This window comes from Streptomyces sp. NPDC028907 (assembly GCF_055564995.1).
This window is the reverse complement of the sequence record NZ_JBVHVE010000005.1, coordinates 210120-232995: the sequence shown is the minus strand read 5'-3', so window position 1 is coordinate 232995 and position 22876 is coordinate 210120. Positions and strand designations below refer to the sequence as shown.

The window sequence follows — 22876 nt, the reverse complement described above, 5'->3', positions numbered from 1 at the left end:
CCTCCGTCGAGGGCCCCGGCCGGCGTCCGGGCTTTCGGTGATCGCCCGGACGCCAGCCGGGGCGACAGATCGCAGATGACATGACCGCGAGGCACTGGGGTGGGACCACACGCGATGGCACGCAAACCCTTGGACGGCCGTCTTCTGCCGCATCGCCTGGCTCGTGGCTTGTGATGCTCCGGTGCAGGTGCCCGCACCGGTAACGGCTGTGCAGCCTCGCCTATCGCTCCCGGACCATCCCGGTCTCCCACGCCCAGGCGGCGATCTCGACCCGGTTACGGGCGTCGATCTTCTGCTGGATGTTGGCCAGGTGCGTCTTGACGGTGGACAGTGACACCACCAGCTGGTCGCAGATCTCCTGGTTGGTGCGGCCCACCGCGACCAGCCGGGCCACATCCAGTTCCCGCTCGGTCAACGGGCAGGCGGCATCCGGCTCGGCACGCGTGGCGGACAGTTCCTTCAGCAGCCGGACGGTGACGGCCGGCGAGACCAGCGCATCCCCGCGGGCGGCGGCCCGCACCGCCTCGATCAGCAGACTGGGCGGGGCGTCCTTGAGCAGGAAGCCGCACGCCCCGTTGCGCAACGCGGTGTGCACGTAGTCGTCCTGGTCGAACGTGGTGATCACGACGACCCGCATCGGGTTGTGGACTCCGGGTCCGGCCAGCGCGCGGGTGACGTCCAGGCCGTCCAGTTTCGGCATCCGAATGTCGACCAGGCACACGTCCGGCCGCAGTCGGCGGGCGAGTTCCACGCAGGCGGCGCCGTCGGCGGCCTCGCCGACCACCTCGATGCCGGGCTGGGCGCCCAGGATCAGCCGGAAGCCCATGCGGACCATTTCCTGGTCGTCCGCGATCAGTACGCGGATCACCGTGTCGTTCACGCCGGTGATCCTGCCATGGCGGCCAGCATCGGGAAGTCGGCGGTCACCCGCCAGCCACCGTCGTCGGTGGGGACGGCGGTCAGCGCGCCTTCCACCGCTTCGACGCGCTCGCGCAGGCCGACCAGTCCGAAGCCGCCGCGTCCGCCGACCGGGACGGCTTGGCGTGCGACCGGTGCCGTGTTGTGCACCTCGACCCGCAGCCTGGACCCGTCGGCGTCGACCCGTACGGCCACCGCGGCGCCGGGCGCGTGCCGGCGCACGTTGGTCAGGGCCTCCTGCACGACTCGGTGTACGGAGGTCTCCACCTCGGGGGCGAGCCGCACCTCGCGGGCCGCCGCGGCGACGTGCAGGTGGACGTCCGCATGGTCCGCGGCGAACGCGGAGACCAGACGGGCGAGTTCGCTCCACACCTGCCCCGGTCGGATGCTGTGGTGGTCGTCCTCGCGCAGGACCCGCACCAGGCGGCGCATCGAGTCCAGCGCCTCCGATCCGGACCGGGTGATGTTCTCCAGCAGCGGCCCGACCTGTTCCGGTGCGGTGTGCTGGAGGGTGAGCGCTGCGTTGGCCTGGACGATGATGCCGGTGACGTGGTGCGCGACGAAGTCGTGGAGGTCATGGGCGAGTTCCAGGCGCTGGCCCTGGCGCACGGCGGCAATGTCACGGGCCCGCTGCTCCTCCAGCAGCCGCGTGCGCAGGCCCCAGGCGAAGGCAATGCCGACGGCGAGCGTCATCAGCAGGGACCAGCCGATGGCGACCTGGCTGTTCGTCGTCGCCCAGCGCAGCGGGATCGCGATGGCTGCGACGGCGAGTGCGGTCGAGACGGCCGCCGCCATTCCCGGTCGGGGTACCGTCCGCACCGCGCGGGAGAGCAGCACCAGCAGGACGACACCCTCCAGGAGACCCCAGGTGCCGGCGCCGTCCGATCCCGCGAACACTCCGATCCCGACCGTGAGGGCCAGCGACCCGCCGGCGACTAGCGCGGCACGAACCTGCACGCTCGGACGACGCTCGGGCCACAGCAGCGCCACGCAGGCAAGCGGACCGGACACGATCGGCAGCCAGCTCGTCCAGAGGTAGTGGGGTGCCCGGCCGGCGAACACGTCCAGCAGCCCCACCGCGAGGAGAAGGATCCAGCTGGCGACGATCAGCACGCGGCGGGACAGCGGAGTCTCGGAGTACACGGCCGCAAGGATACGGAAGCGGCGCTTCCCCTCGCTCTCGGCCGAATGGCCGATGTCCGGCCACCACAACCGGCCGTCCGGCCGAGCCCGCCGGGTGCCGTACGCCCCGATCGTGGACGGCATGCACCTGATGATCACCCTTGGCTCCGGGGAGTCCACCCGATGAACACCACCTCAGCCGTCCTGACCGGCACCGGCCTGTTCAAGTCCTATGGCATGGCCCGCGCCTTGGCCGGCGTCGACATCGATGTGAGGGCCGACCAGTCGCTGGCCGTCATGGGCCCGTCCGGCTCCGGAAAGTCCACCCTGCTGCACTGCCTGGCCGGCATCGAGCGGCCCGACTCCGGGAAGGTGCTCCTGGACGGCGAGCGAAGCGAGATGGGGGTCCCCCCGGACGAAGTCTGGGGGAGGATTGACCAGCTCCGCGAACCGGCCCGCAGTGAGCTGCGCCGCACCGCGTTCGGCTTCGTCTTCCAGTCCGGCCAGCTGCTGCCGGAACTGCCCGCCGACGAGAACGTGGCCCTGCCGCTGATGCTCGGCGGCACTCCGCGCCGGGCGGCCGTCGAGCAGGCCCGACAGTGGTTCGGGCCTCTGGGCCTGCAGGGCCTGGAGGACCGGCGCCCCGGACAGCTGTCCGGAGGTCAGGCGCAGCGGGTGGCCATCGCACGGGCCCTGGTAGGGCGCCCGAAAGTCCGCTCGACCTGATCGCCCAGGGCATCGCCAAGACCGTCGCGTTCGCCGAGAAGGTCAACGCCGAACTCGGCCGACGGCAGATCGTCGGCATCGACATCGGCGGGGGCCTGCCGGTCGACTTCGACAGCGACGACAGCGCCCCCGGCTTCGACACCTACGTGGCCCGGTTGCGCGACCACGCGCCGGGCCTGTTCACCGGTGACTACCGGATCATCACCGAGTTCGGCCACTCCCTGCTCTCCAAGAACGGCTTCACCGCCGCCTACGTCGAGTACACGAAGACCGCCGGGGGACACCCGATCGCGATCACTCATGCCGGTGCCCACGTCGCCACGCGCACCGTGTTCCAGCCCGACTCCTGGCCCCTGCGCGTCACCGCCCACCACCCCACGGGCGCGACCAAGACCGGCCCGCTGACGGCCCAGGACATCGCGGGCCCCCTGTGTTTCGCGGGCGACATGATCGCGCGAGCCCGTTCCTTGCCCGAGCTCGCCCCGGGCGACATCGTGGCCGTCCTCGACACCGGCGCCTACTGCTTCTCCGCCCCTTACCATTTCAACGGCATGCTCGAGCCTGCCGTCTACGGTGCACGCACAGCTGCCGACGGGAGCATCGCCTTCCAGCTCCTGCGTTCCGCCGAGACCATGGACCACCTGCTGAGCCGAAGCGGCACCGATGTCATGAGTTAGCGTCGCGTCAAAGAACCCTTGCCCTGGGTGACGTGACGCGCCGTTCGGATACTGATCCCAACGGCGTGGTGTCGCCGGGCAGGCGCTCAAGTCGTGGAGCAGCGGTGGCACGGCACTCCCCAACTGTACGGAAGTCTTGCCAGGGCCACTCCAAGGTTTCCGCGGCCATCAGGGCCGGGTGGGGCCTCGCACGAAGGTGTGGAGTCCGGTGCGCCACAGGTGTTCGCCGGTGTTGACGTGGATGGTGGCGTCGAGTTCGAGTCCGGCGACGCCGTCGCAGAACGCTCGGAAGTACCGGGTCGCTTCGTCGACGCCGGTGGCGTCCAGCAGGCCGATGGTCAGCAGCCGCGCGACTTTCGCCTTGGGGGCGGCGTAGGCACGGGCGGATGAGGAGCAGACGGTGGGCTGACTTCGCATGGAGGGGTCCACCGTGTTGCGGAAGACGAGACGAAACAGGGCCCGGGTGCTCGATGGCGAGCCGACGGATCACCAGGCCGGCTTCGACGAGGTCCTCGTCGAAGGCCGATGTCTGGGCCGACGGTCTGCAGCTCGTCGGGCGGACCCTGTATGAGGTCCACTCCCAAGGCGTGGACAAGGTCAGGCTCTCGCCATCGCTGACCGCCGGACAGGTCCTCGGCACCACCAAGGCGCCGGGTGTCTCATGGCCGTCTACGGGCAAGACGTTCGGCGGCCGCCTCCGCGTGGTCGACGCCGACTTCGGCGAGAACTTCTCCGACATCGGCAGCCCGGCCGCCGCATTCAAGGTAGTAGCCATCCCGCTTCCGTGAGCTTCTGCCCACTCCTGGATGCGGTCGGACCACTCCGGCCGCACCCGGGAGTCGAGTCGTCAGGCCCGGGCCCCGGCCAGTCCGAAGGCAGCCGCGGCCGGGCCCTGGCTCGCACAGCGGGATGCTCCAGCGTGAGGGTCCGGCCCTCCTCCAACAGCAGTAGCCAGACTCCGCGAGACCGCAGTAGCAGCGGTGCCGCAGGTGATGTCGGAGCCGGTCGCCCCCCTGGTCAACATGCCTGCGAGGCAACCGGATTGCTGGCCAGGATCCGGGACTCCCGGTGGTTCGAAGCCCGTCTTCTCGCGGCGCCAGTGAGGAAGCGCGCGACCCGCTCGCCACATGCGCTTGCTCCGGCAAACGGTTACCGGAACGTAACCAGGTGGGCGTTACCAGCGGTAACTACCGCTGCTAGTTTTTCGCGCAATCACGCAACGCAGCAGTACGAGGAGTGAGCTGTGCGCCGTTACCGAAGCCGTCCACGTTCCGCCTCCAACCGTCTGGCCGCCGCCTCGCTCGCCACTGTGGCCTGCGTGTGCGTCGGCGCGACCACGGCCGACGCCACCGCAACCGACACCGAACCCGTCGTGTCCCGGGGAGTGAGCATCCCGGCCTTCTACACCCCGCCCGCCCAACTGTCCACCACCAACGGCGCCTTGATCCGGCGCGAGCCCCTCTCCCTAGGGCTCTCGCTGCCCGGCCTCGACGGCCGCCCCCTGCCGGGCACCGCAACCCGGCTGATGTACAAGTCCACCGACTCCGACGGCCAGGCCGTCGCGGTGACCGGCGCCTACATCGAGCCGTCGGCGAAGTGGGAGGGCGACGGTCCCCGCCCGCTGGTGGCGGTTGCCTCGGGGACCATGGGCCAGGGCGATCAGTGCGCGCCCTCGCTCGCCCTGCAACACCCGCTCACCACCAGCGGACAGACCCTGTCCGTCGGCTACGACAACCTCGCGATCTACCGTCTCCTCGCCACCGGAGCGGCCGTCGTCGTCACCGACTACGTCGGCTTGGGCGCCACCGATCGTCTGCACACCTACGTCAACCGCCTGGACGAGGGGCACGCAGTGCTGGACGCCGTCCGTGCGGCGCGCGCTCTCCCCGGCACCTCCCTCACCTCCGGCTCCCGCGTCGGCCTGTACGGGTACAGCGAAGGCGGTGGAGCCACCGCGTCGGCGGCCGAACTCCAGCCCACCTACGCGCCCGACGTCCCACTGTCCGGCACCTACGCCGGCGCGCCGCCCGCCGACCTGACCGCCGTCATGAAGGGAATCGACGGCAGCGTTCTGGCCGCTGCCCTGGGCTGGGCGATCAACGGCTTCGTCCAGGCGTACCCCGACATGCGGGACGCCGCCGAGGCGAACCTCAACGACGCCGGGCGCAAGGCGCTCGCCGACACGTCGACCATGTGCGTCGGCGACGCGATGCTCGGCTACGGCTTTTCGCGGAGCAGCGCGTGGACGAACAGTGGCAAGTCCGTCGCCGAGATCATCGCCGCCGATCCGCGCGCACAGGCCATCCTCGACGCTCAGCGCATCGGGACGCTCAAGCCGAACGGCCCGGTCCGGGTGGCCACCGGCATCCAGGACGACATCGTTCCGCACGCCCAGGCCCGCCAACTGGCCGTGGACTGGTGCCGCAAGGGCGGGAACGTCACCTACCAGGCCGTCGGCCTGCCCAACCTCGGCGACAAGATCCTCACCAACCACCTCGCCCCGCTCATCACCGACCAGCAAGCGGCGATCTCCTGGCTCACCGACCGCCTGAAGGGCAAACCGACCACGTCCAACTGCTGGACCATGCCCTTCCAGCGCTGACCGAGCCATCCGGCGGCCCGACCACCCCGTGGGCCGCCCGTTCGGCCTTTCGGCCGAGGCAACTGCCTGGTCCGGGGGCCGCGCCCGGCCGCTCAGCCGATGCGGGTGACGGACCGGCGGCGGAAGGGTGAGCCGCAACGCCCGGCCTTCTCCGTCGCACGCCAGGGCCGGACGCCCGATTCGACTCGTCTCCCCGGAGGGGCGTCCCCGCCATGCCTACCGCCCGTGTCCTCAAGCTCGCCTCGGTCGGCCTGCTCATCGCGCTCTGCGTGCCCGGAGCGCAGGGCGCCATGCTCCGACTGACGGCGCCGGACCCACCTACAGCCCTCGGCCGCTACTACGACCAACGACCCGCCTGGCACCGCTGTGGCAGCGGCGAGCAGTATCCGGCTCCTACCGGTGTGCCACCGTCACCGTGCTCCTCGACTACACCCGCCCCGCCGGCCCTACCCTGCGCCTGAGGATCTCCCGGCTGAACACCAGCGTTCCCGGCAAGCGACACGGCGTGCTGCTCACCAACTCCGGCGGGCCCGGGCACCGCGGTCTCGACGACCCGCTGTCCATGAAGGAAACGCTGGCCAAGAAGGTCAGGGACCGCCGCACGCCACCTCGTCGAACTGCGCAGGTCAGCCGGTACCCGCCCGCAGCCCGCGCCGGCCGGCGGCAGGGCGGACGCCGCCACCGACAACATCGTCTCGCTCCACTGGGCCGTCACCTGCGACAACTCCGCGTCCTGGCCCCGCGACCCGGACCGCTACCGCCGGGAATCCGTCCGCGATCGTGTCCGATACCCCCTGTACGGGGACTTCGCCGCCACCATCACCCCCTGCGCCTTCTGGCCGCGCGGCGCGGAGGCGGCCACCCGCGTCGACAACAGGGTCGGTGCCCTCGTCGTGCAGAACCAGTGGGACTCGCAGACCCCGCTGTCCGAGGGCCTGGCCATGCGCCGCGCACTGCAAGGCGCCCGCCTGCTCCAGGTCGAAAGCGGCCGGGGCCATGCCGTCTACGGCTTCCCCGGGGCCCCCGCCTGCGTCACCACCACGGTGAACACCTACCTGACCGAGGGCCGGCTGCCCGCCCGGGACACCACCTGCCGCGCGTAGGGGCTCTTCGCACCATGACGCCCTGGCTGGACTTGGAGGCCCGTCGCACGATCGAACCCGTCGTGCTGAGGCTGGCGATCGAGCGCGGGACCTCGACGGGGAGGCACACGTACGCGCTGCCCACCACCGCCTCGCCCGCACTCCTCTGTACGCGCGGGAGGAGGGCAAATACCTCAGCAGCGCATGGTCCGAGGCCCACCGTGCCTTCCACCGCACCCTGCTGGAGGGGTGCGGCAACCCCATGCTGCTGGACACCTTCGACCGCATGTGGACCGCCAGTGAACTGGGCCGCCGCTGGTCGGCACATCACACACCCGGTCGTGACGCCGCCGACGAACATCGTCAGCTGGAGGAGGCGGCCCTGGCACGCGACGCCGTCACCGCGGCCGACGTACTGACCCAGCACCTGACGGTGACCGCCGCCGTTCTGGCCGATCCCGGGGTGTAACACGCTCGCGGGTGGAGCGCATCGGGCAACGGCGCTTGGAAACTCCTTCCCTCCGCCATCAGGACGCCGCAGGCCGAGCCCGTGCCGTCGAGGATGAGGGCGAGTTCTGCCCGCAGGGCCGGGCCGCGCAAACGGCCTGTCGCCCTGACACCGCACCTGGAGCCAGCGGCAAAGCGTGCCGATTCAGCCGACGGATGGGACACCCGCGACCACGACTCCGACGAAGGTGAAGGGACTCTCGAAGGTCCCCCGTTCGCTGAGCCGTCCCAGGGACAGGGCGCAGGCCGTCCCGGGATCCCGCTCATCGGTTTCGGTCAGGATGCCCATCTGAAGTTCGAGCCGACGGCAGGGCGGCCTCGACGGTGCAGGTCTGGAGGGCTACGTGCGCGCTGCCCGCGTACAGCGTCGAGCTGTCCGCGCCGAAGGCTGGCGTGTCGATGGCGTAGCCCGGTGTCGTGAGGGGGCGCCGAGCGGCTGCTGGGTGGTGATGTCCCACAACTGGAGGCTTCCGGCCTCGCCGTCGACCGTCGGCGCGCGGCCGTCGGGGCTGATGCGGGCCGGTCATCAGCGCGCTTCGCAGTTCCCGGGCGCGACCACGCCATTGCTGTCCTGGCCGGTGATCTCGAACGGGTCGCCCGGCCGCGCCTGCCCGTAGGACCAGGCCGCGTCCGCGTCGCCCGTCCCTGTGCCTGTGCCTCTGGAACTGTGGTTGGCCTTCCCGACGCGGCGGGCGTGCCACGGGGCGGCCAGCGCGTACATGCCCGGCCATGTCAGCCGCATCGAGTGGTCGACCATCTTGTCGCAGGTGTCCCCCCAGCCCGCGATCTCGGAGTTCATGTTCCGCGAGGTTCAGCACGAGTGGCTTCCATGGGCAGGGTTGGGAGGCCCGCCGCCGCGCTGGTATGGGTATGGGGAGGTCGGGGTGGCGGGCCGGTCAGCGGGACGGTCTCAGGACCCCCACTCGGGTGGCGGGAAGGGCTCCTGAGACCGTCCCGGGGCTCAGAGCAGGGCTTCGGCGGTGATGGGCAGGTCGCGGACGCGTCGTCCGGTGGCGTTGAAAACGGCGTTGGCGATGGCGGGCGCCACGCCGACGATGACGATCTCGCCGAGGCCCTTCACACCGATCGGGTCGGCTTCGTCGTCCCGGCCGTCGACGTAGACCGCCTTCAGGGCGGGTACGTCGGCGTTCACCGGTACAAGGTAGTCGGCGAGGCCGGCGTTGACGATCCGGCCGTCGCGGTGGTCGGTGACCGTGTGTTCCAGCAAGGCCTGGCCAATGCCGCCGACCATGGCACCGAGGGCCTGGCTGTCGGCGAGCTTGGGGTTGATGATCCGTCCGGCGTCGTACACCCCGAGCATGCGTCTGACGCGTACCAGACCGAGCCGGGCGTCGACCGCCACCTCGGCGAACGTCGCGGCGTAGGCGTACATCGAGTGCCGCCTCTGCTCCCCCGGCGTGTAGGACCCGAGTGCCTCCAGACGGGGACGGTTGTTACGGGCGAGGAGCTGCCGGTAGGTCTCCCCACGCGTGGGGTCGTCCTTCACGTGCAGCCGTCCGGCGCGGACCACCACGTCGCCGGTGTCGACGCCGTGCAGCGGCGAGCGCGCGTCCTCGACGGCAAGTTTGACGGCCTCCTGCCGCAGCTTGTCGCAGCCGTCCTGGACGGCGGAGCCGACGCTGGCCATGGTCTGCGAGGAGGCGTGGACCGGGGCCAGGGGCATGCGGGAGTCGCCCAGCCGGAAGGTCACCTGCCGCATGCTCAGCCCGAGGGCGTCGGCGGCCACCTGCGCCATGGAGGTGTATGTGCCGGGACCCATGTCGCTGGTCGCGGACTCGACCACGGCGGTCCCGTCGGCGTCGAGCCTGACCGAAGCCTGCGCCGCGGCGCGTGCGGTGTCGTAGACACCGGCCGCCATGCCCATGCCGATGAGCCAGTCGCCGTCACGGACGGTGCGGGGCTTGGAGTTGCGCCGGTGCCAGCCGAACTCGCGGGCGCCGATGTCGTAGCACTCGCGCAGCCGCCGGGTGGAGAACGGCTGCCCGGTGGACTCGTCGGCGGACGGCTCGTTGCGCAGGCGCAGTTCGATGGGGTCGATGCCCAGTTCGTGGGCGAGTTCGTCCATGGCCGACTCGATGGCGTACGCGCCGCTGCCGTAGCCGGGGCCGCGCATGGACGTCGGTGTGCTCACGTCCAACGGCACGGTGCGGTACGTCTGACGGACGTTGGGTGTGCTGTAGAGCATCTGCCCGGGAATCAGTACCGGTTCGCTGTGCGTCTGGTACTGGGAGGTCTCGGCGCTGATGTCGTGCACGGTCGCCACCAGGCGGCCGCGCCGGTCGGCGCCCAGGCGCAGTCGGTACTCGTACGCGGGCCGGAAACCGACGCCGAAGAACAACTGCCGTCGGTTCAGTACGAGTTTGACGGGGCGTTGCACCTCGCGCGCGGCGAGGGCCGCGGCCACGGAGTGCGGCCAGGTCCGGGTGGAGTTGCCGAAGGCACCGCCGACGAACGGGGAGATGACGCGCACGTTCTCCCGCGGGATGCCGAACTCGCCGGCAAGGCTGGCGGCAGCGACCTGCACCCCCTGGGACTTCTCCCGGACGGTGAGCCGGTCGCCGTCCCAGTGGGCGACGATGGCGTGCGGTTCCATCGCGTTGTGGTGGTTGCGGGCCATCCGGTACGTCATCCGGAGTTGGACGGCGGCGGCGTCCACGGCGCTGTCCGCGTCGCCGCGGGCGTACGTGCGGGGTTCGTTGCCGTCGGCACCGGCGAGCTCGGTCGACGGCTTCTCGGCGTCGTAGGAGAGTTGCACCAGGCTCGCGGCGTGCTGTGCGGCCTCCAGTGTGGTGGCCACGACGACCGCGACGGGCTGGCCGAAGAACCGGACGCGGTCGTCCTGGAAGACACGCAGCCGCCGGCCCGGCGGCCAGACTCCGTCGTAGGGCGGAAGCCTCGGCGCGTTGCGGTGGGTGATCACCGTCAGGACGCCGGGCTGGGCTTCGGCGGCGCGCGTGTCGATATCGGTGATGCGGCCGAGCCCGATACCGCTGTCGACGATGACGGCGTGGACGAGGCCGTCGATGACGAGGGTACCTTCGCCCGGGGCGGTGCGAGCTTGACTGAGGTCGGCGGCGTACTCGGCCTGGCCGGTGACTTTCAGCCGCCCGTCGACCCGGGACAGCGGCGCTCCGACGGCCGACTGCGGTTGCCGGCTCATTCGCCGCCCCCTGCGAGGCGCACGCGCGAGGTGGCGTGGCGGCGCCGCCCGGCGGTCATGCGGCTGGATCCCGGGCTGAGCCGGGGAGCGGAAGCCCGGCGAGCTGGATCAACTGCTGCTCGATGCCGGCGGGCAGTTGCGCGACGCACCGGCAGCGCGACCACCTTCCTGATGCCGTTGCTGCGGTAGCTGCCGAGGAGGAAGAGGAAACGGCTGGACAATGTGGGGATCTCCTTGGTCGCGCGTGTGGACGGCGCGCGCGCGTGGACGACTGCTGCCGGTGAGCAGTCCCGTCGGGGTGGGGTCGGAGACGGGGACATGGTTCACGTCGCGGCTCACGCTGTGGGCCGCGGGCCCGGGAGATGTGCGGTGACCAGGGGTGAACACGACCGGCAGCCGCCCTACCGGGCCATCGGTGGGGCACGGCATCCACTGTGCCGCACGCGAAGCGACGCAACGAGCGGAGGCCCTTGGGACAACTTCGGTGCGTACCACTGCCGTTGGTACGTCCGGCAGTAACAGCCTGCGGACGGCCACCCGAGCTCCCCGGCCCGGTCGTCGCCACGACCGACCACGAGGACCGGGGCCCGAAATGCCTCCGCAGCGGCTACAGCGGCGCTTGCCTGACAACGCGGTGTGCTGCCCCGTGGAACAACGCTCCTGGAGACCCGTACGATCCGCGAGGCGTCGCCGTCGGACAGCGCGAACTCCGCCACGCGGAGCCCGAGCTGCCACAGGGGCACGGCCCCGGTGGTCAGCCCCGGGACGACGTCCGCCCGGGGCCCATGTCGCCGACGGCAACGTCCCGGCCGGATCTTGCCCAGAGCAAGAACGAGGCGAGTATGACCGCCGCTTCGTAGGAAGTGGCGGTCTGGTCGTATCGGGTGGCGATGCCGCAGAAGCCTTTGAGCCGGTTGAAGCAGCGCTCGATGATGTTGCGCCAGCGGTAGGTCTCTCGATCGAATCCTGGGAGGCATCACAAGCCGCGGTCGCCGTCGAGGACCAGCCCGGCAAGCACATACATACGTAAACAGCCAGGCCGCCCGCCTACGCCAGGGTTCGCGCGGCGGACGGCCAACCGGCTTCGATGAAGATCAGTACACGAAGTGCAACGCCGTCGGACGAGCGATCAGCAGACTGGATCATTCCCGGGCCGTGGCTGCTCGCTTTGACAAGTGCGGGTACTTCTTCCTCGGCGGTGTTTGATCGACTGCCTTATCAGCCGGAAGCTTCCTCGGTCGGATGCCTCCGCATCAGCGGCCGGGGTGCAGGCCGAGCCAGCCCGGGGACGGCGCGCCGCTCACCTCTCCCACGTATAGGGTGAGTTGCTGCCTGAAGTGCTCGACGAGGGCACGGTCGGCCATGAAGTGCTCGAAGCCTCCCAGGTGGGCGTTGGGGTAGTCCCAGATGGGCCGGTAGCCCGTGTGCGGGGTGACGTCGGTGCGGACCGACCACATGTAGAAGTCGGACTGGGTCCGCTTCGACAGCCACCAGTTCAGGTACAACTTGGCTGCGGCCGGGTGGTTGGCGTCCTTGAAGATGGCGGCGCGCTGGGCCCAGGCCATGAACGGGTCGTGCTCGGGCAGGACGAAGCGGGTCTTCATGCCGTCGGCCGGGGTGAGCATGCCGTCCGTGCCGAGCGCGACGGCGGCGGTGCCCGCCTCGACCCGGTCGGCGGGTTCCTGCGTGCCGCGTACCCAGGCCACGTCCTGGGCGGCGAACCGGCGCAGCCAGTCCCAGCCGTACTTGTCGGTGATGAGCTTGTACAGGTACAGCACCGCGTCGTCGTCGTTCGGGAAGGTGGAGACGATCTTCCCTTTGAGACGACGGTCGAGGAGGTCGCGAGCGGTGGCCGGTGCCTGCTTGGCGCCTATCTTGTCGATGTTGTAGATGGTGGAGAAGGCGTCGACGAAGATGCCGGTCCACGCGCCGTCGGGGTCTTTGAAGGCAGGGTGGACGCGGGAGAAGCCGGCCGGCTTGTAGGGCAGTAGGACGCCTTCCTGCTTCCAGCGGGGGAAGTCCTGGAGGGTCTGCAACTGGACGACGTCTGGGACGAGGGTGCCGGTGGTGAGCTGGTTGTCGATGCGGGCGTCGTGGAACTTGCTGTAGTCCACGACGATGTTCAGTGTGATGCCGGGGAACGCCTTCTCGAAGGCGGCCTTGTTGCCGTCCTGCTGGGTGGCGGTGTCACCCCCGGCGTACACGATGAGCGTGCCGCCCTCCGCCCTCGCCTCGCGGTACAGCTGGTCCAGGCTCTTGGTCTCCTCACGCGTGCTGGGGCGTCGGTCTGATGTCTCCGGGGTCGTCGCGAAACCACTCGCCCCTCCGAGTGCGAGGGCGGCGGAGGCGACCGAGCCGCCCATCAGTACCTGACGTCGTGCCATCGGCATTGCCGTGTTCCTTCCTGGGACGGTGATGCGAACGGGGAGCAGGCGGTTGCATCGGCAGAGACGGGACGAGCGGGCGGTCAGGGGAGCCTCAAGGGGGCTGCCCTGCTGCCCGCGTCCGTCTGCCGGTCAGTACGCGAGGGTGATGCGGCGGCGGATCGCGCTGTTGTTCTCGGCCTCGTCGACGAGGGCCACGGCGTAGTCCTCGGCGCTGATGAAGCTGGTGCCGTCCTCGGCGGTGAGCAGGTCGTCGCCGCCGAGGCGGAAGGTGCCGGTGCGCTCTCCGGGGGCGATCTCGTCGGCCGGGGAGACGTAGGTCCAGTCGAGGTCGGTCACCTCGGCGCGCAGCAGGCGCAGTACCTCGCGCTGGGCGAGGGACTCGGCCTTGTACATCGCGGGGAAGTCGGAGGTGTCGACCCGGTCCTGGCCCGAGGCCGTCTTCAGGCTGCCTGCGCCTCCGACGACGACCAGGCGGCGCACGGCAGCGGTGCGCAGTCCATCGGTCAGGGACCGGTACGTGGCCAGCAGCGGGGTGGCCGGGTCGGAGCCGTCGCGGGGCGGGGAGACGGCGGATATGACGACGTCGTGTCCGGCGGCGGCCTGGGCCACCTTGTCCGCCACGGAGGCGTCGAGGGCGAGGGCGGTCAGCTTCGGGTGCTGTGGCAGGGCGTCCGCGCTGCCCGAGCGGCTGGCGGCGGTGACCTCGTGGCCGCGGCTGAGCGCTTCCGCGGCGATGCGGGAGCCGATCATGCCGGTGGCGCCGATCAGGAGGATCTTCACTGGTGACTCCGTAAGTGCTCGTGGGTGTCGTACTCGTTGAGTGGTCAGTGCTGGATGGCGAAGGTGACCTTCGCGTGCTCCACCGTCTCCTGCAGCACGCGCACCTGGCCGGTGGCGTCCTTGTATGCGCCGGTGCCTCCCGTGATGGCGAACCGCTCGTCGAAGACGGGGCCGGTGGCGGAGAGCCTGGCTGTGCCGGACGTGGTGATCTTTCCGTCGGGCAGCTCGTAGACGAAGGTCAGCAGCTCGGCGGTGCGCGGCTTGGCGTCGGTGGAGACGCCGACGAAGCTGCTGGTGCCGAGTTTGCGGCCTGCGGGGGTGGTGAGGTCGCCGGTGCCGATGAGCTGGTCGCCGAGGGCGGAGTCGGCGGGGGCGACGTCGACCATGTTGATCGCGGTGCCCCTCTCGATGGCCTGGATGGTGAGCGTGCGGTGCGGGTGCGAGGCCGGGGCGGCGTCCGCGGTGGCGGGGCCCAGGGCCAGGCCGACGGCGAACGCACCGGCCGTTGCGGCGACAGCGAAGACGGAGAGGAGGGGCTTGCGCATGATCGGCTCCACAGCGGTGGGGGCACACAGGGGATTTACCTGCCGGCGCAGACAATATATCTGCCTAGCAAGATATTGCAACGGCAGCTTCTTCTGGGCGCGACCTTCTGTCACCCTGAGGTGGTGAACGAGGAACTGCTGAACGACGACGACGTGACGCTCTACGGCCTGTTCGTGGAGGCGTTCACCCGCCTCAAGCCCCTGGTGCACAGCGATCTGGGCTTGCCGGAGACCTGGTTCGAGGTGTTGCTGCGGCTGGGGCGCACCCCCGAACACCGGCTGCGCATGACCGACCTGGCGGAGGCCGTGTCATTCAGCTCGGGCGGCTTCACCCGGCTCGCCGACCGTATGGCGAAGGAAGGGCTGATCCGCCGCGACCCCGATCCGGGCGACCGACGGGCCGCACTCGCCGTACTGACCGACAAGGGCGCCGAGGCACTGGACCGTGCCATGGCCAAGCACGTCTCTCATCTGCGCACCCACGTCTCCGGACCGCTCTCGGCGGCGGATCGCCGTCACCTGGAGCGCGCTCTGCGCATTCTGCGCGACGCCCAGAGCCCTGCGGGGCCGTAGCCGGAAAGATCGAGCTGACCTGTCACCTGCTTGAGGCGACGGGCCTCGTGCGGTCGTCTTGTGACGACCGCACGAGTTCCGGTGCCGTCACTGCTTGAGGTGAGCCCCATCGTCCTCGCATCCCGGACACGCCGGCGTCGCGTGAAGCGCGACGCTAGACGCGCTCGAACGTCCAAGTGACGCTGGTGGCGTCAGCCTTGAGGACGGTGACCGGGATGGAGAGGTCCTTGCCGTCACCGTCCTTTGCGGTGCATGTCACCTTGGCGCCGGCCACCGCCTTGAGGTCCGGGCACTTCACGACGGACGTGTCACCTCCGATCCATGGCAGCGGACTGTACTTCGACGACGTACGGCCTGCGACGACGGTTCCGCTGAGCGCCTTGTGGCCGTCCACGGTCACGGTGGTGGACTTGTCGAGCCCTGTGGTCGACTCCATGCCGCTCATGGCATAGGTGAGGGCTCCGCCGCCCACGGCCACAGCTGCCACCGCGACGCCGGTGACGATCAAGGGTTCGCGTTTCATGGAGTACTCCTGGTGAGGACAGACGGGGTTGCGGCACCCAAGCTCGCCCAGCACAAGGGGAGCCGGCCTCGGCCGAACGGCGGGTTGTGACGGCTCACCGACCGCTTTGCTCGGCCGGATGGCCGATCCGTACAACCGCGACCAGGACGGCGGACGGCTTGCCGGAGCCTTGGCTCGGGCCGCTGGGCGTGGAGGGCAGGCCGCCCTGGTGCCGCTGGTGACGAAAGCGTCGCCCGGCGGCCGTCCCGGCGCGCCGACTCAGTCCCGCGAGCTGCCTGCGCTTTGGCGGTCGATCCCGTCTGCTGCGATCGCAGTAGGGGAAAGTGTCTGCGTACGGCCAACGACGAGAGGCCGGAGAACTGCGAGCGTTCGGGGGGCCGTGTTGATCGGCCCGTACGCATGGCAGATCGCTGGAAAGGCTCGTCGATGTCTCCTCTCGCCCGCTGGTGACACCGGCACCGGCTCGCCGTCGTCCTGGTCTGGGTGGGCTTGTTGCTCGCGCTCGGCGCCGGAGTCGGTGCGGTCGGCAACGCCTTCGGCAACAGCCCGACCTCGCAGAACACCGACTCGGCCAAGGCGACGGCCCTGCTGCAGCAGGCCTCCGACAGCGCGGCGGGCAAGAGCGGCCGGATCGTCTGGCAGGTGGACGGTGCCAAGGTCACCGAGCAGGCAGTGCCCGACACCGAAAAGGCCCATTGACTACGCCGCTCGCCGAAGAGCGCTATCCGAACCTCTCGAGGTCCCTTATGACAGTCTGTTCTCGATCTTCCATCCAGTACGGATGGGCGTTACTCGCCAGCGGCAACGCCACGCCGCAGCGTGGATCTGGCAAGCCCTCACCGGCAGCCCAGCCCACGACTCCCCTGTCTACGCCGGAGGCTGGGAGGGACAGAGCGCGGCATCGGTGACCCAAGCCCCGGCGGAAGTTCCACGAACGCGTTCCGGAATCCGCCGCCAGGGAATTGACGCTGTGGGGGCTGGAATGGCTGGACGAGAAGGGCACTGGACCCCAGCCTGACTCGAGAGCCGCTGGTGCTGTGGACGACCCGATGCGATCATGGTCTGCGCACTGAACTGTTCCGCGCGAGGGTCGCTACTTCTACCGGGCGTGCCTGGACCTCGCCGCCGGCGTCTTCGGCTACCCCGAGGAAGGGGCCGCACCGGTCGCGCTGCACACCGTCACGGACTGGATCGCAGCGCATCCCGGACGGTTCGACCGCGTGGTGTTCACCGTGTTCGGAGACGACGACGAACGGGCTTACCGGAACGCCCTCGGCGCCGTAGGACCTCCGCTCGCTCCCGGTCTTCGTGCGGGCGGCGCCTAGCGGGCCTGCGCCGCCCCCTGCGGTCGGTCGGCGTCGTCCGGATTCCTCGGCAGCAGCGCATCCTCGTAACGGCCCAGTGCCAGCACCGCGCCGAGCATGAGAAGTGGGAGCAGCACAGCGAGCAGTGCCATGACCTGGTCCTTCCCCGGAGCAGAGCGTGCGTGGGGGGTAGGGAACCGGGTCTCCCTCCTTCCGCTGCGCAAACCCTGTGTCGCCCCCGGATGTGCGGGTACGCGGTGCGCACGCCGAAGATCTGGAGGGAGTCATGCAGCGAGGCAGTGACCGGCTGAGCGTTCACCGTGACGACGAGATGAAGCACGAACTGCAGGGGCTGCTGCGGTCCGGGCACCCCACCCGGACGGAGGAGTGGCACGACCCGGAGCCGACCGCGGACGACGATCCGCAGGTCGCGGGCGGGCCGGTGACGCCGGGAGGTACGGCCTCCCTGGCGACGGTCCGGCTCGAGCTGGCGCGGCTCCTGGGCCGTAGCGCCTTCCCGGCGAGCCCCCGGGAACTGACCACCGCCCTGCGCCGCGGGTACGCGCCCGACGCCCTGGTCGAGTCGCTGGAGCGGCTGCCGCGCTCGACGCGCTACGCCAACGTCCAGCAGCTGGCCGAGGCCCTGACCGGGGCCGGGGAACGGGGGAGCACCAGGAATGGCTGACTTCGTGAGGGACGTGATGACGCCGGGTGTGGTCGCCGTCCGCCCGGACGCCTCCCTCGTCGAGGCCGCGCAGCTGATGCGGGCGCAGGACATCGGGGACGTCGTGGTGGCCGACGGGCAGGACGTCGTGGGCGTGCTCACCGACCGTGACATCACGGTGCGGGCGGTCGCGGACGGCGCCGACCCGCTGACGGTGAGCGCCCGGTCGGTGTGCACCCGGGACCCGGTGCTGATCGACCCGGGCGAACGGGTCTCCGTGGCGGTCGCGCTGATGCGCGAGCACGCGGTGCGGCGGCTGCCGGTCGTCGAGGACGGGCTGCCGGTCGGCATCGTCACCCTCGGGGACCTCGCCGAGACCCAGGACCCCGACTCCGCGCTGGCCGAGATCAGCCGTGCGGCTCCGGACGAGTGATCGGATGAGCCGGGACCAGGCCGCCGAGATCAGCGCCTCCGGTGTCACCGTCGACGTCGGCGACGCCACCGTCCGCTATCTGCTGTACGGGCTGCTGCCCAGCTGGTTCGCGCCGGGTGTCGCCGACTGGTGGATGCACCGCCGGACCCGGATCGAGGAGACCGCGGGCCCCAAGGAGTCCCTGATCCATGCCCTGATGATGACCGAGGTCGGCATCCCCATCGCGCTGACCCTGCGCTACGAGGTCAACCCGCTGCTGCTGAGCGTGCAGCTGGGCGCGACCGCCGCGCACGAGGCGACCGCGCTGTGGGACGTGCGGACGGCCGTGGACAGCGACCGCGAGGTCAGGCCGGTCGAGCAGCACATCCACAGCTTCCTGGAGTCCCTGCCGTTCGGCGGGCTTTCGGCGTTGATGTGTCTGCACGCCGACCAGGTGAAGTCCCTGGTGCGCGGCGGCCGGGGCGATCCCGACGCGTGGCGGCTCGTGCCGCGCCGGCGGCCGCTGTCGCGGGGCTATCTCGCGGGCATCGGCGTCGCGATCGGGGCCTGTGTGCTGCTGCCGTACGGCGAGGAGCTGTGGCGCTGTTGGCGGGCCCGGCGGCGGGACAAGAAGCGCTGCACGAGCGACGAGGCCCGGTTCAGGGCCACGGAAGGACGTTGAGACATCATGCGTATCGCATTTCTGACCGCACCCGAGGGCGTCGAGCAGGTGGAGCTCACCGATCCCTGGCAGGCCGTGGTGGACGCGGGCCACGAGCCGGTGCTGGTGTCGACGAAGCCGGGCACGATCCAGGCGTTCCACCATCTCGACAAGGCGGACAAGTTCCCGGTGCAGGAGGTCGTGGGCGAGACGTCCGCGGACTCCTTCGACGCGCTGGTCCTGCCGGGCGGGGTCGCCAACCCGGACTATCTGCGGATGAACAGCAAGGCCGTCGGATTCGTGCGGGACTTCTTCGACCAGGGCCGGCCGGTCGCCGCGATCTGCCACGCCTCCTGGACGCTGGTGGAGGCGGACGTCGTCCGCGGGAGGGTGCTGACCTCCTGGCCGAGTCTGCGGACGGACATCCGCAACGCGGGCGGCACCTGGGTCGACGAGCAGGTGCGGATCTGCGACCACGGCTCCAACAAGCTGGTCACCAGCCGTAAGCCGGACGATCTGAAGGCGTTCTGCGAGACGTTCCTGGAAGTGTTCGCGAAGGAGGCGTCGTAAATGGGGGACCGCAAGCAGGAGCAGAGGGAGACCTTCCACGCGGACGACCCGAAGGGCGGGCCGCTCACCACCGACCAGGGCGTGCAGGTCGACCACACCGACGACTCGCTCGCCGCCGGCGAACGCGGGCCGACCCTGATGGAGGACTTCCACTTCCGGGAGAAGCTCACCCGCTTCGACCACGAGCGGATCCCGGAGCGGGTGGTGCACGCGCGGGGCGCGGGCGCGTACGGCTATTTCGAACCGTACGAATCGTGCGCGGAGTTCACCCGCGCGGCGTTCCTCCAGGATCCGTCCGTGCGGACCCCGGTGTTCGTGCGGTTCTCGACCGTGCAGGGTCCGAAGGGCTCGGCGGACACCGTGCGGGACGTGCGCGGCTTCGCGACCAAGTTCTACACCTCGGAAGGCAACTACGACCTGGTCGGGAACAACTTCCCGGTCTTCTTCATCCAGGACGGCATCAAGTTCCCCGACTTCGTGCACGCGGTGAAGCCGGAGCCGCACAACGACATTCCCACCGGCGCCTCCGCGCACGACACCCTGTGGGACTTCGTGTCGCTCCAGCCGGAGACGCTGCACGCGATCATGTGGCTGATGTCGGACCGGGCGATCCCGCGCAGTTACCGCATGATGCAGGGCTTCGGCGTGCACACCTTCCGGTTCGTGAACGCGGACGGGAAGGGCACGTTCGTGAAGTTCCACTGGAAGCCGCGGCTGGGTGTGCAGTCCCTGGTGTGGGACGAGGCGCAGGAGTGCCAGGGCCGCGACCCGGACTTCAACCGGCGCGACCTGTGGGACGCGATCGAGGCGGGCGAGTACCCGGAGTGGGAGCTCGGCGTCCAACTCGTCGCGGAGGAGGACGAGTTCGCGTTCGACTTCGACCTTCTCGACGCCACGAAGATCATTCCGGAGGAGCAGGTGCCGGTCCGCCCGATCGGCCGGATGGTGCTGGACCGCAACCCGGAGAATTTCTTCGCCGAGACCGAACAGGTCGCCTTCCACACGGCGAACGTCGTCCCCGGGATCGACTTCACCAACGACCCGCTGCTCCAGGCCCGCAACTTCTCCTACCTGGACACCCAGTTGATCCGGCTGGGCGGCCCCAACTTCGCGCAGCTGCCGGTGAACCGCCCGGTGGCGCCCGTCCGCACGAACCAGCGCGACGGCTACCACCAGGGCGCGATCCACCGCGGCACGAACTACTTCCCGAACTCCCTCGGCGGCGGCTGCCCCGCCCACGCCGGTGTCGACGGCAGCGCGTACACGCACTACGCCGAACGGGTCGACGGCGCCAAGATCCGGCGTCGCAGCCCGAGCTTCCAGGACCACTACAGCCAGCCGGCGATGTTCTGGAACAGCATGGCCGACTGGGAGAAGCAGCACATCGTCGCGGCGTTCCGGTTCGAGCTCGGCAAGGTCGGCGCGAAGGAGGTGCGGGCCCGTACGGTCGAGCATCTCGCCCAGGTGAACGGCGATCTGGCGTCGCAGGTGGCGCGCGGCATCGGGGTGCCCGAGCCGTCCGGCACGGAGACGGCGGACAAGCTCTCCTCCCCCGCGCTGAGCCTGGAGTCACTGCGCGGCGACGGCTCGATCCGCACCCGGCAGATCGCGGTCCTGGTCACGGACGGCGTCGACACCGCCCAGGTCGACCCGGTGCGGGAGGCGCTCACGGCCGAGGGTGCGATCGTCGAGGCGCTGGCACCGACGGACGGCACGGTCGCCGGCGCCCACGGCGACCGGTGCGAGGTCGACCGCGCCCTGCCGACGGTCGCCTCCGTGCTGTACGACGCCGTGCTGCTGCCCGGCGGCCCGCACGGCACCCCGCCGACGGCCGCCGACCAGGACGCGATGCGCTTCGTTCGGGGCGCATACCGCCACGGCAAGCCGGTCGGCGCGCTCGGCTCCGGCGTGGGCGTCCTGGCCGCCCTGGAGCCGGAAGGCGTACGGCTGTCCGCCGAGTTCCACCACACGGTGTCCGACCGGGGCGTGGTGACGGACACGTCGCCGGGCCCGGCGAGCGCGGACTTCCTGGAGGCCTTCAAGGCCGCCGTGTCGGCTCACCGCCACTGGGGGCGTCCGCCGGTGGGGTGCTGAGTTCGCGCGTACTCGAACCGTGCCGAGGGGTGGTGTGCGGGGCACGCCCCGCTCAGCACGAGCCGCGGTCGCGGGCGCCCTCCCGGGTTCGGCCCGCGGCCACCGTACGGCGCGGGTTGCGGCGCAGGTACTCGCCCTCCAGCTGCGCCATGCGTTCGTTGTGGGCCCGCAGCGCGTCGTTAGAGCCGTACAGCAGCGTGTCGTGACGCGTCCGGTGGATGGTCTCCAGCTCCTTCATGAGCTGCTGGTCGTCCAGCCGGCTGGGGTCGACTCCGGTCATCGTGGTGCCCCGCTCGTCGTGTTCATTCATGCGGTCCGGGTACCCGCCCGGGGAGCACACAGCACCCGAGCGGCGTACAGGAGAGACAGACCATGGATCTCGCCTTCCTGAACCCACTGTACGAACACCCCGGGCCTTGGGCCTCCGTATACGTGGACACCTCCCGGCACACGGAGGACACCCCGCACGAACGGCACCTGACGGCTCGGGCCCTGTCCCGGGATCTGGCCGGGCAGGGCGCCGACGACGCGACCTGCCGGGCCGTGCGCGGCGCGCTGGAGGAACTGGAGCACTCCTCCGAACCGCACGGCCGCGCGATCTTCGCCCGAGCGGGTGAAGTGGTCCTCGACCCGCCGCTGGCCCGCGCCCCGCTGCGCGACAGCGCCCACTGGGCCCCGCTGCCGCACACCGCTCCGCTGCTGGAGCTGGCCGGCGAGGACCCGGTCTGTGTCGTGGCCTACGTCGACCGCCGGGGCGCCGCCTTCGAGCTGCGGACCGCGCTGGGCCGGCAGGACGTCGGTGCCGTCACCGGCCGGCAGCATCCGATCCACCGGACCAGCACGGTCGACTGGTCCGAGCGGCACTTCCAGCTCAAGGTGGAGAACACCTGGGAGCACAACGCGGCCGAGATCGCCGACGCGCTCGCCGTCTGCCAGGAGGAGACGCGGGCCGACCTGCTGGTCCTCGTGGGTGACGACCGGGAGCGGCGGTCGGTGCACGAACGGCTGCCGCGGCGGTTGCACGACCTCGTGGTCGAGGCCCCGCACGGGACCGGCAGCCGGCTGCTCGACGAGGACGTCGAACGGGCGCGCGAGGAGCATGTGCGGCAGCGGGCGGTGCGGGAGCTGGAGCGGTTCCTCGCGGCCCGGGAGCCGGGGGGCGAAGGGCGTGCCGGGGCGGTGGAGGGGGTGCCGGCGCTGGTCGAGGCGGCGCGGGAGCACCGTATCGACGAGCTGCTGATCCGGCCGGACAGTCCTGACGCGCATCGCGAGGTGTGGATCGGCGAGGACCCCGACCAGTTGGCGGTGCGCCGTACCGACCTCAAGATCCTCGGTGAACAGCACTCTTGGCCGGCCCGCGCCGACGACGCCCTGATCCGCTGCGCGGTCGCCACGGGGGCGGGGGCGCTGTCGGTGACCCCGGCGCCCGAGGACCAGACCCCGGCGGGCGGCCTCGGAGCCCTCCTGCGCTGGCCCTGACCAAGCCTCCCTCGCCCCCGCCGCCCCTACCCGTCCCATCCCCAGGGGCTCCGCCCCTTCGACCCCGGG

The 22876-nt window shown here is 70.6% G+C and carries 22 protein-coding genes and 3 pseudogenes; 14 read left to right on the top strand and 11 right to left on the bottom strand.

Annotation, left to right across the window (positions count from 1 at the left end; translation table 11 throughout):
* Nucleotides 1-220 precede the first annotated feature (220 nt).
* Together ACZ4UU_RS17085 and ACZ4UU_RS17080 are read right to left on the bottom strand one after the other, a co-directional pair.
* Complete coding sequence (locus tag ACZ4UU_RS17085; protein ID WP_468040600.1) at nt 221-880, bottom strand: response regulator; 660 nt, start codon at nt 878-880, stop codon at nt 221-223.
* On the bottom strand, nt 877-2184 hold the full coding sequence (locus tag ACZ4UU_RS17080) for a sensor histidine kinase (RefSeq protein WP_468040599.1): 1308 nt from the start codon (nt 2182-2184) through the stop codon (nt 877-879). The genes ACZ4UU_RS17085 and ACZ4UU_RS17080 overlap by 4 nt, the downstream gene beginning before the upstream one ends.
* A 39-nt stretch (nt 2185-2223) precedes the next feature.
* Here ACZ4UU_RS17080 and ACZ4UU_RS17075 point away from each other — a divergent pair.
* Together ACZ4UU_RS17075 and ACZ4UU_RS17070 are read left to right on the top strand one after the other, a co-directional pair.
* Nucleotides 2224-2754, top strand: a pseudogene (locus ACZ4UU_RS17075) (ABC transporter ATP-binding protein); the annotation flags it as partial.
* Nucleotides 2640-3443 carry a type III PLP-dependent enzyme domain-containing protein gene (locus ACZ4UU_RS17070; RefSeq protein ID WP_468040598.1) on the top strand — a complete coding sequence of 268 codons (804 nt, stop codon included), beginning with the start codon at nt 2640-2642 and terminating at the stop codon, nt 3441-3443. The pseudogene ACZ4UU_RS17075 and the gene ACZ4UU_RS17070, both read left to right, overlap by 115 nt.
* 168 nt (nt 3444-3611) lie before the next feature.
* Here ACZ4UU_RS17070 and ACZ4UU_RS17065 read toward each other — a convergent pair whose 3' ends face one another.
* On the bottom strand, nt 3612-3860 hold the full coding sequence (locus ACZ4UU_RS17065) for a hypothetical protein (protein WP_468040596.1): 249 nt from the start codon (nt 3858-3860) through the stop codon (nt 3612-3614).
* A gap of 170 nt (nt 3861-4030) precedes the next feature.
* Between ACZ4UU_RS17065 and ACZ4UU_RS17060 the strand changes: the two genes are divergently transcribed.
* From ACZ4UU_RS17060 to ACZ4UU_RS17045, 4 genes and pseudogenes are all read left to right on the top strand, one after another.
* Nucleotides 4031-4231, top strand: a complete 201-nt coding sequence (locus ACZ4UU_RS17060; protein WP_468040595.1) for a hypothetical protein — start codon at nt 4031-4033, stop codon at nt 4229-4231.
* Between the two features lie 455 nt (nt 4232-4686).
* A complete protein-coding gene (locus ACZ4UU_RS17055) occupies nt 4687-6045 on the top strand; it encodes a lipase family protein (protein WP_468040593.1) in 1359 nt (452 codons plus the stop codon).
* A 617-nt stretch (nt 6046-6662) separates the two neighbouring features.
* A complete protein-coding gene (locus ACZ4UU_RS17050; protein ID WP_468041114.1) occupies nt 6663-7148 on the top strand; it encodes an alpha/beta hydrolase in 486 nt (161 codons plus the stop codon).
* 32 nt (nt 7149-7180) lie between these two features.
* Nucleotides 7181-7596 (top strand): annotated as a pseudogene (locus ACZ4UU_RS17045) (GntR family transcriptional regulator); the annotation flags it as partial.
* A 564-nt stretch (nt 7597-8160) separates the two neighbouring features.
* Here the strand turns inward: ACZ4UU_RS17045 and ACZ4UU_RS17040 are convergent.
* The 5 genes and pseudogenes from ACZ4UU_RS17040 to ACZ4UU_RS17020 all read right to left on the bottom strand — a co-directional run.
* Nucleotides 8161-8436 (bottom strand): annotated as a pseudogene (locus ACZ4UU_RS17040) (hypothetical protein); the annotation flags it as partial.
* Between the two features lie 159 nt (nt 8437-8595).
* On the bottom strand, nt 8596-10815 hold the full coding sequence (locus ACZ4UU_RS17035) for a xanthine dehydrogenase family protein molybdopterin-binding subunit (RefSeq protein WP_468040592.1): 2220 nt from the start codon (nt 10813-10815) through the stop codon (nt 8596-8598).
* Between the two features lie 1253 nt (nt 10816-12068).
* Complete coding sequence (locus ACZ4UU_RS17030) at nt 12069-13205, bottom strand: ABC transporter substrate-binding protein (RefSeq protein WP_468040591.1); 1137 nt, start codon at nt 13203-13205, stop codon at nt 12069-12071.
* A gap of 126 nt (nt 13206-13331) precedes the next feature.
* On the bottom strand, nt 13332-13982 hold the full coding sequence (locus ACZ4UU_RS17025) for an NAD(P)-dependent oxidoreductase (protein ID WP_468040590.1): 651 nt from the start codon (nt 13980-13982) through the stop codon (nt 13332-13334).
* A 44-nt stretch (nt 13983-14026) separates the two neighbouring features.
* Nucleotides 14027-14527, bottom strand: coding sequence for an allene oxide cyclase barrel-like domain-containing protein (locus ACZ4UU_RS17020; protein WP_468040589.1), 501 nt, complete (start codon nt 14525-14527; stop codon nt 14027-14029).
* A gap of 123 nt (nt 14528-14650) precedes the next feature.
* On the opposite strand from ACZ4UU_RS17020, the gene ACZ4UU_RS17015 reads away from it, so the two are divergent.
* Nucleotides 14651-15100, top strand: a complete 450-nt coding sequence (locus tag ACZ4UU_RS17015; protein WP_468040588.1) for a MarR family winged helix-turn-helix transcriptional regulator — start codon at nt 14651-14653, stop codon at nt 15098-15100.
* A 154-nt stretch (nt 15101-15254) separates the two neighbouring features.
* On the opposite strand, the gene ACZ4UU_RS17010 is transcribed toward ACZ4UU_RS17015, so the two are convergent.
* Nucleotides 15255-15623: a hypothetical protein gene (locus tag ACZ4UU_RS17010; RefSeq protein ID WP_468040586.1), complete on the bottom strand. Its 369-nt coding sequence runs from the start codon at nt 15621-15623 to the stop codon at nt 15255-15257.
* 483 nt (nt 15624-16106) lie between these two features.
* Between ACZ4UU_RS17010 and ACZ4UU_RS17005 the strand changes: the two genes are divergently transcribed.
* Nucleotides 16107-16322, top strand: coding sequence for a hypothetical protein (locus ACZ4UU_RS17005; RefSeq protein WP_468040585.1), 216 nt, complete (start codon nt 16107-16109; stop codon nt 16320-16322).
* A gap of 622 nt (nt 16323-16944) precedes the next feature.
* On the opposite strand, the gene ACZ4UU_RS17000 is transcribed toward ACZ4UU_RS17005, so the two are convergent.
* Nucleotides 16945-17079, bottom strand: coding sequence for a hypothetical protein (locus ACZ4UU_RS17000; protein WP_468040584.1), 135 nt, complete (start codon nt 17077-17079; stop codon nt 16945-16947).
* Nucleotides 17080-17213: 134 nt separating this feature from the next.
* Between ACZ4UU_RS17000 and ACZ4UU_RS16995 the strand changes: the two genes are divergently transcribed.
* Genes ACZ4UU_RS16995 through ACZ4UU_RS16975 form a run of 5 tightly spaced genes read left to right on the top strand, consistent with a single transcriptional unit; the run spans nt 17214 to nt 21328 of the window.
* Nucleotides 17214-17612, top strand: a complete 399-nt coding sequence (locus tag ACZ4UU_RS16995) for a DUF2795 domain-containing protein (RefSeq protein WP_468040582.1) — start codon at nt 17214-17216, stop codon at nt 17610-17612.
* Nucleotides 17605-18024 carry a CBS domain-containing protein gene (locus tag ACZ4UU_RS16990; RefSeq protein ID WP_468040581.1) on the top strand — a complete coding sequence of 140 codons (420 nt, stop codon included), beginning with the start codon at nt 17605-17607 and terminating at the stop codon, nt 18022-18024. The genes ACZ4UU_RS16995 and ACZ4UU_RS16990 overlap by 8 nt, the downstream gene beginning before the upstream one ends.
* A gap of 4 nt (nt 18025-18028) precedes the next feature.
* Nucleotides 18029-18685, top strand: a complete 657-nt coding sequence (locus tag ACZ4UU_RS16985) for a diguanylate cyclase (RefSeq protein WP_468040580.1) — start codon at nt 18029-18031, stop codon at nt 18683-18685.
* A gap of 6 nt (nt 18686-18691) precedes the next feature.
* The gene (locus tag ACZ4UU_RS16980; protein WP_468040578.1) at nt 18692-19234 is read left to right on the top strand and encodes a type 1 glutamine amidotransferase domain-containing protein; all 543 of its coding nucleotides are present in this window, start codon (nt 18692-18694) and stop codon (nt 19232-19234) included.
* Nucleotides 19235-21328, top strand: coding sequence for a catalase (locus tag ACZ4UU_RS16975; protein WP_468040577.1), 2094 nt, complete (start codon nt 19235-19237; stop codon nt 21326-21328).
* 52 nt (nt 21329-21380) lie between these two features.
* Here ACZ4UU_RS16975 and ACZ4UU_RS16970 read toward each other — a convergent pair whose 3' ends face one another.
* A complete protein-coding gene (locus ACZ4UU_RS16970; protein WP_468040576.1) occupies nt 21381-21638 on the bottom strand; it encodes a DUF6158 family protein in 258 nt (85 codons plus the stop codon).
* 62 nt (nt 21639-21700) lie between these two features.
* On the opposite strand from ACZ4UU_RS16970, the gene ACZ4UU_RS16965 reads away from it, so the two are divergent.
* Nucleotides 21701-22807 (top strand): baeRF2 domain-containing protein, encoded by a 1107-nt coding sequence (locus ACZ4UU_RS16965; protein ID WP_468040575.1) that lies wholly within the window; start codon nt 21701-21703, stop codon nt 22805-22807.
* Nucleotides 22808-22876 lie beyond the last annotated feature (69 nt).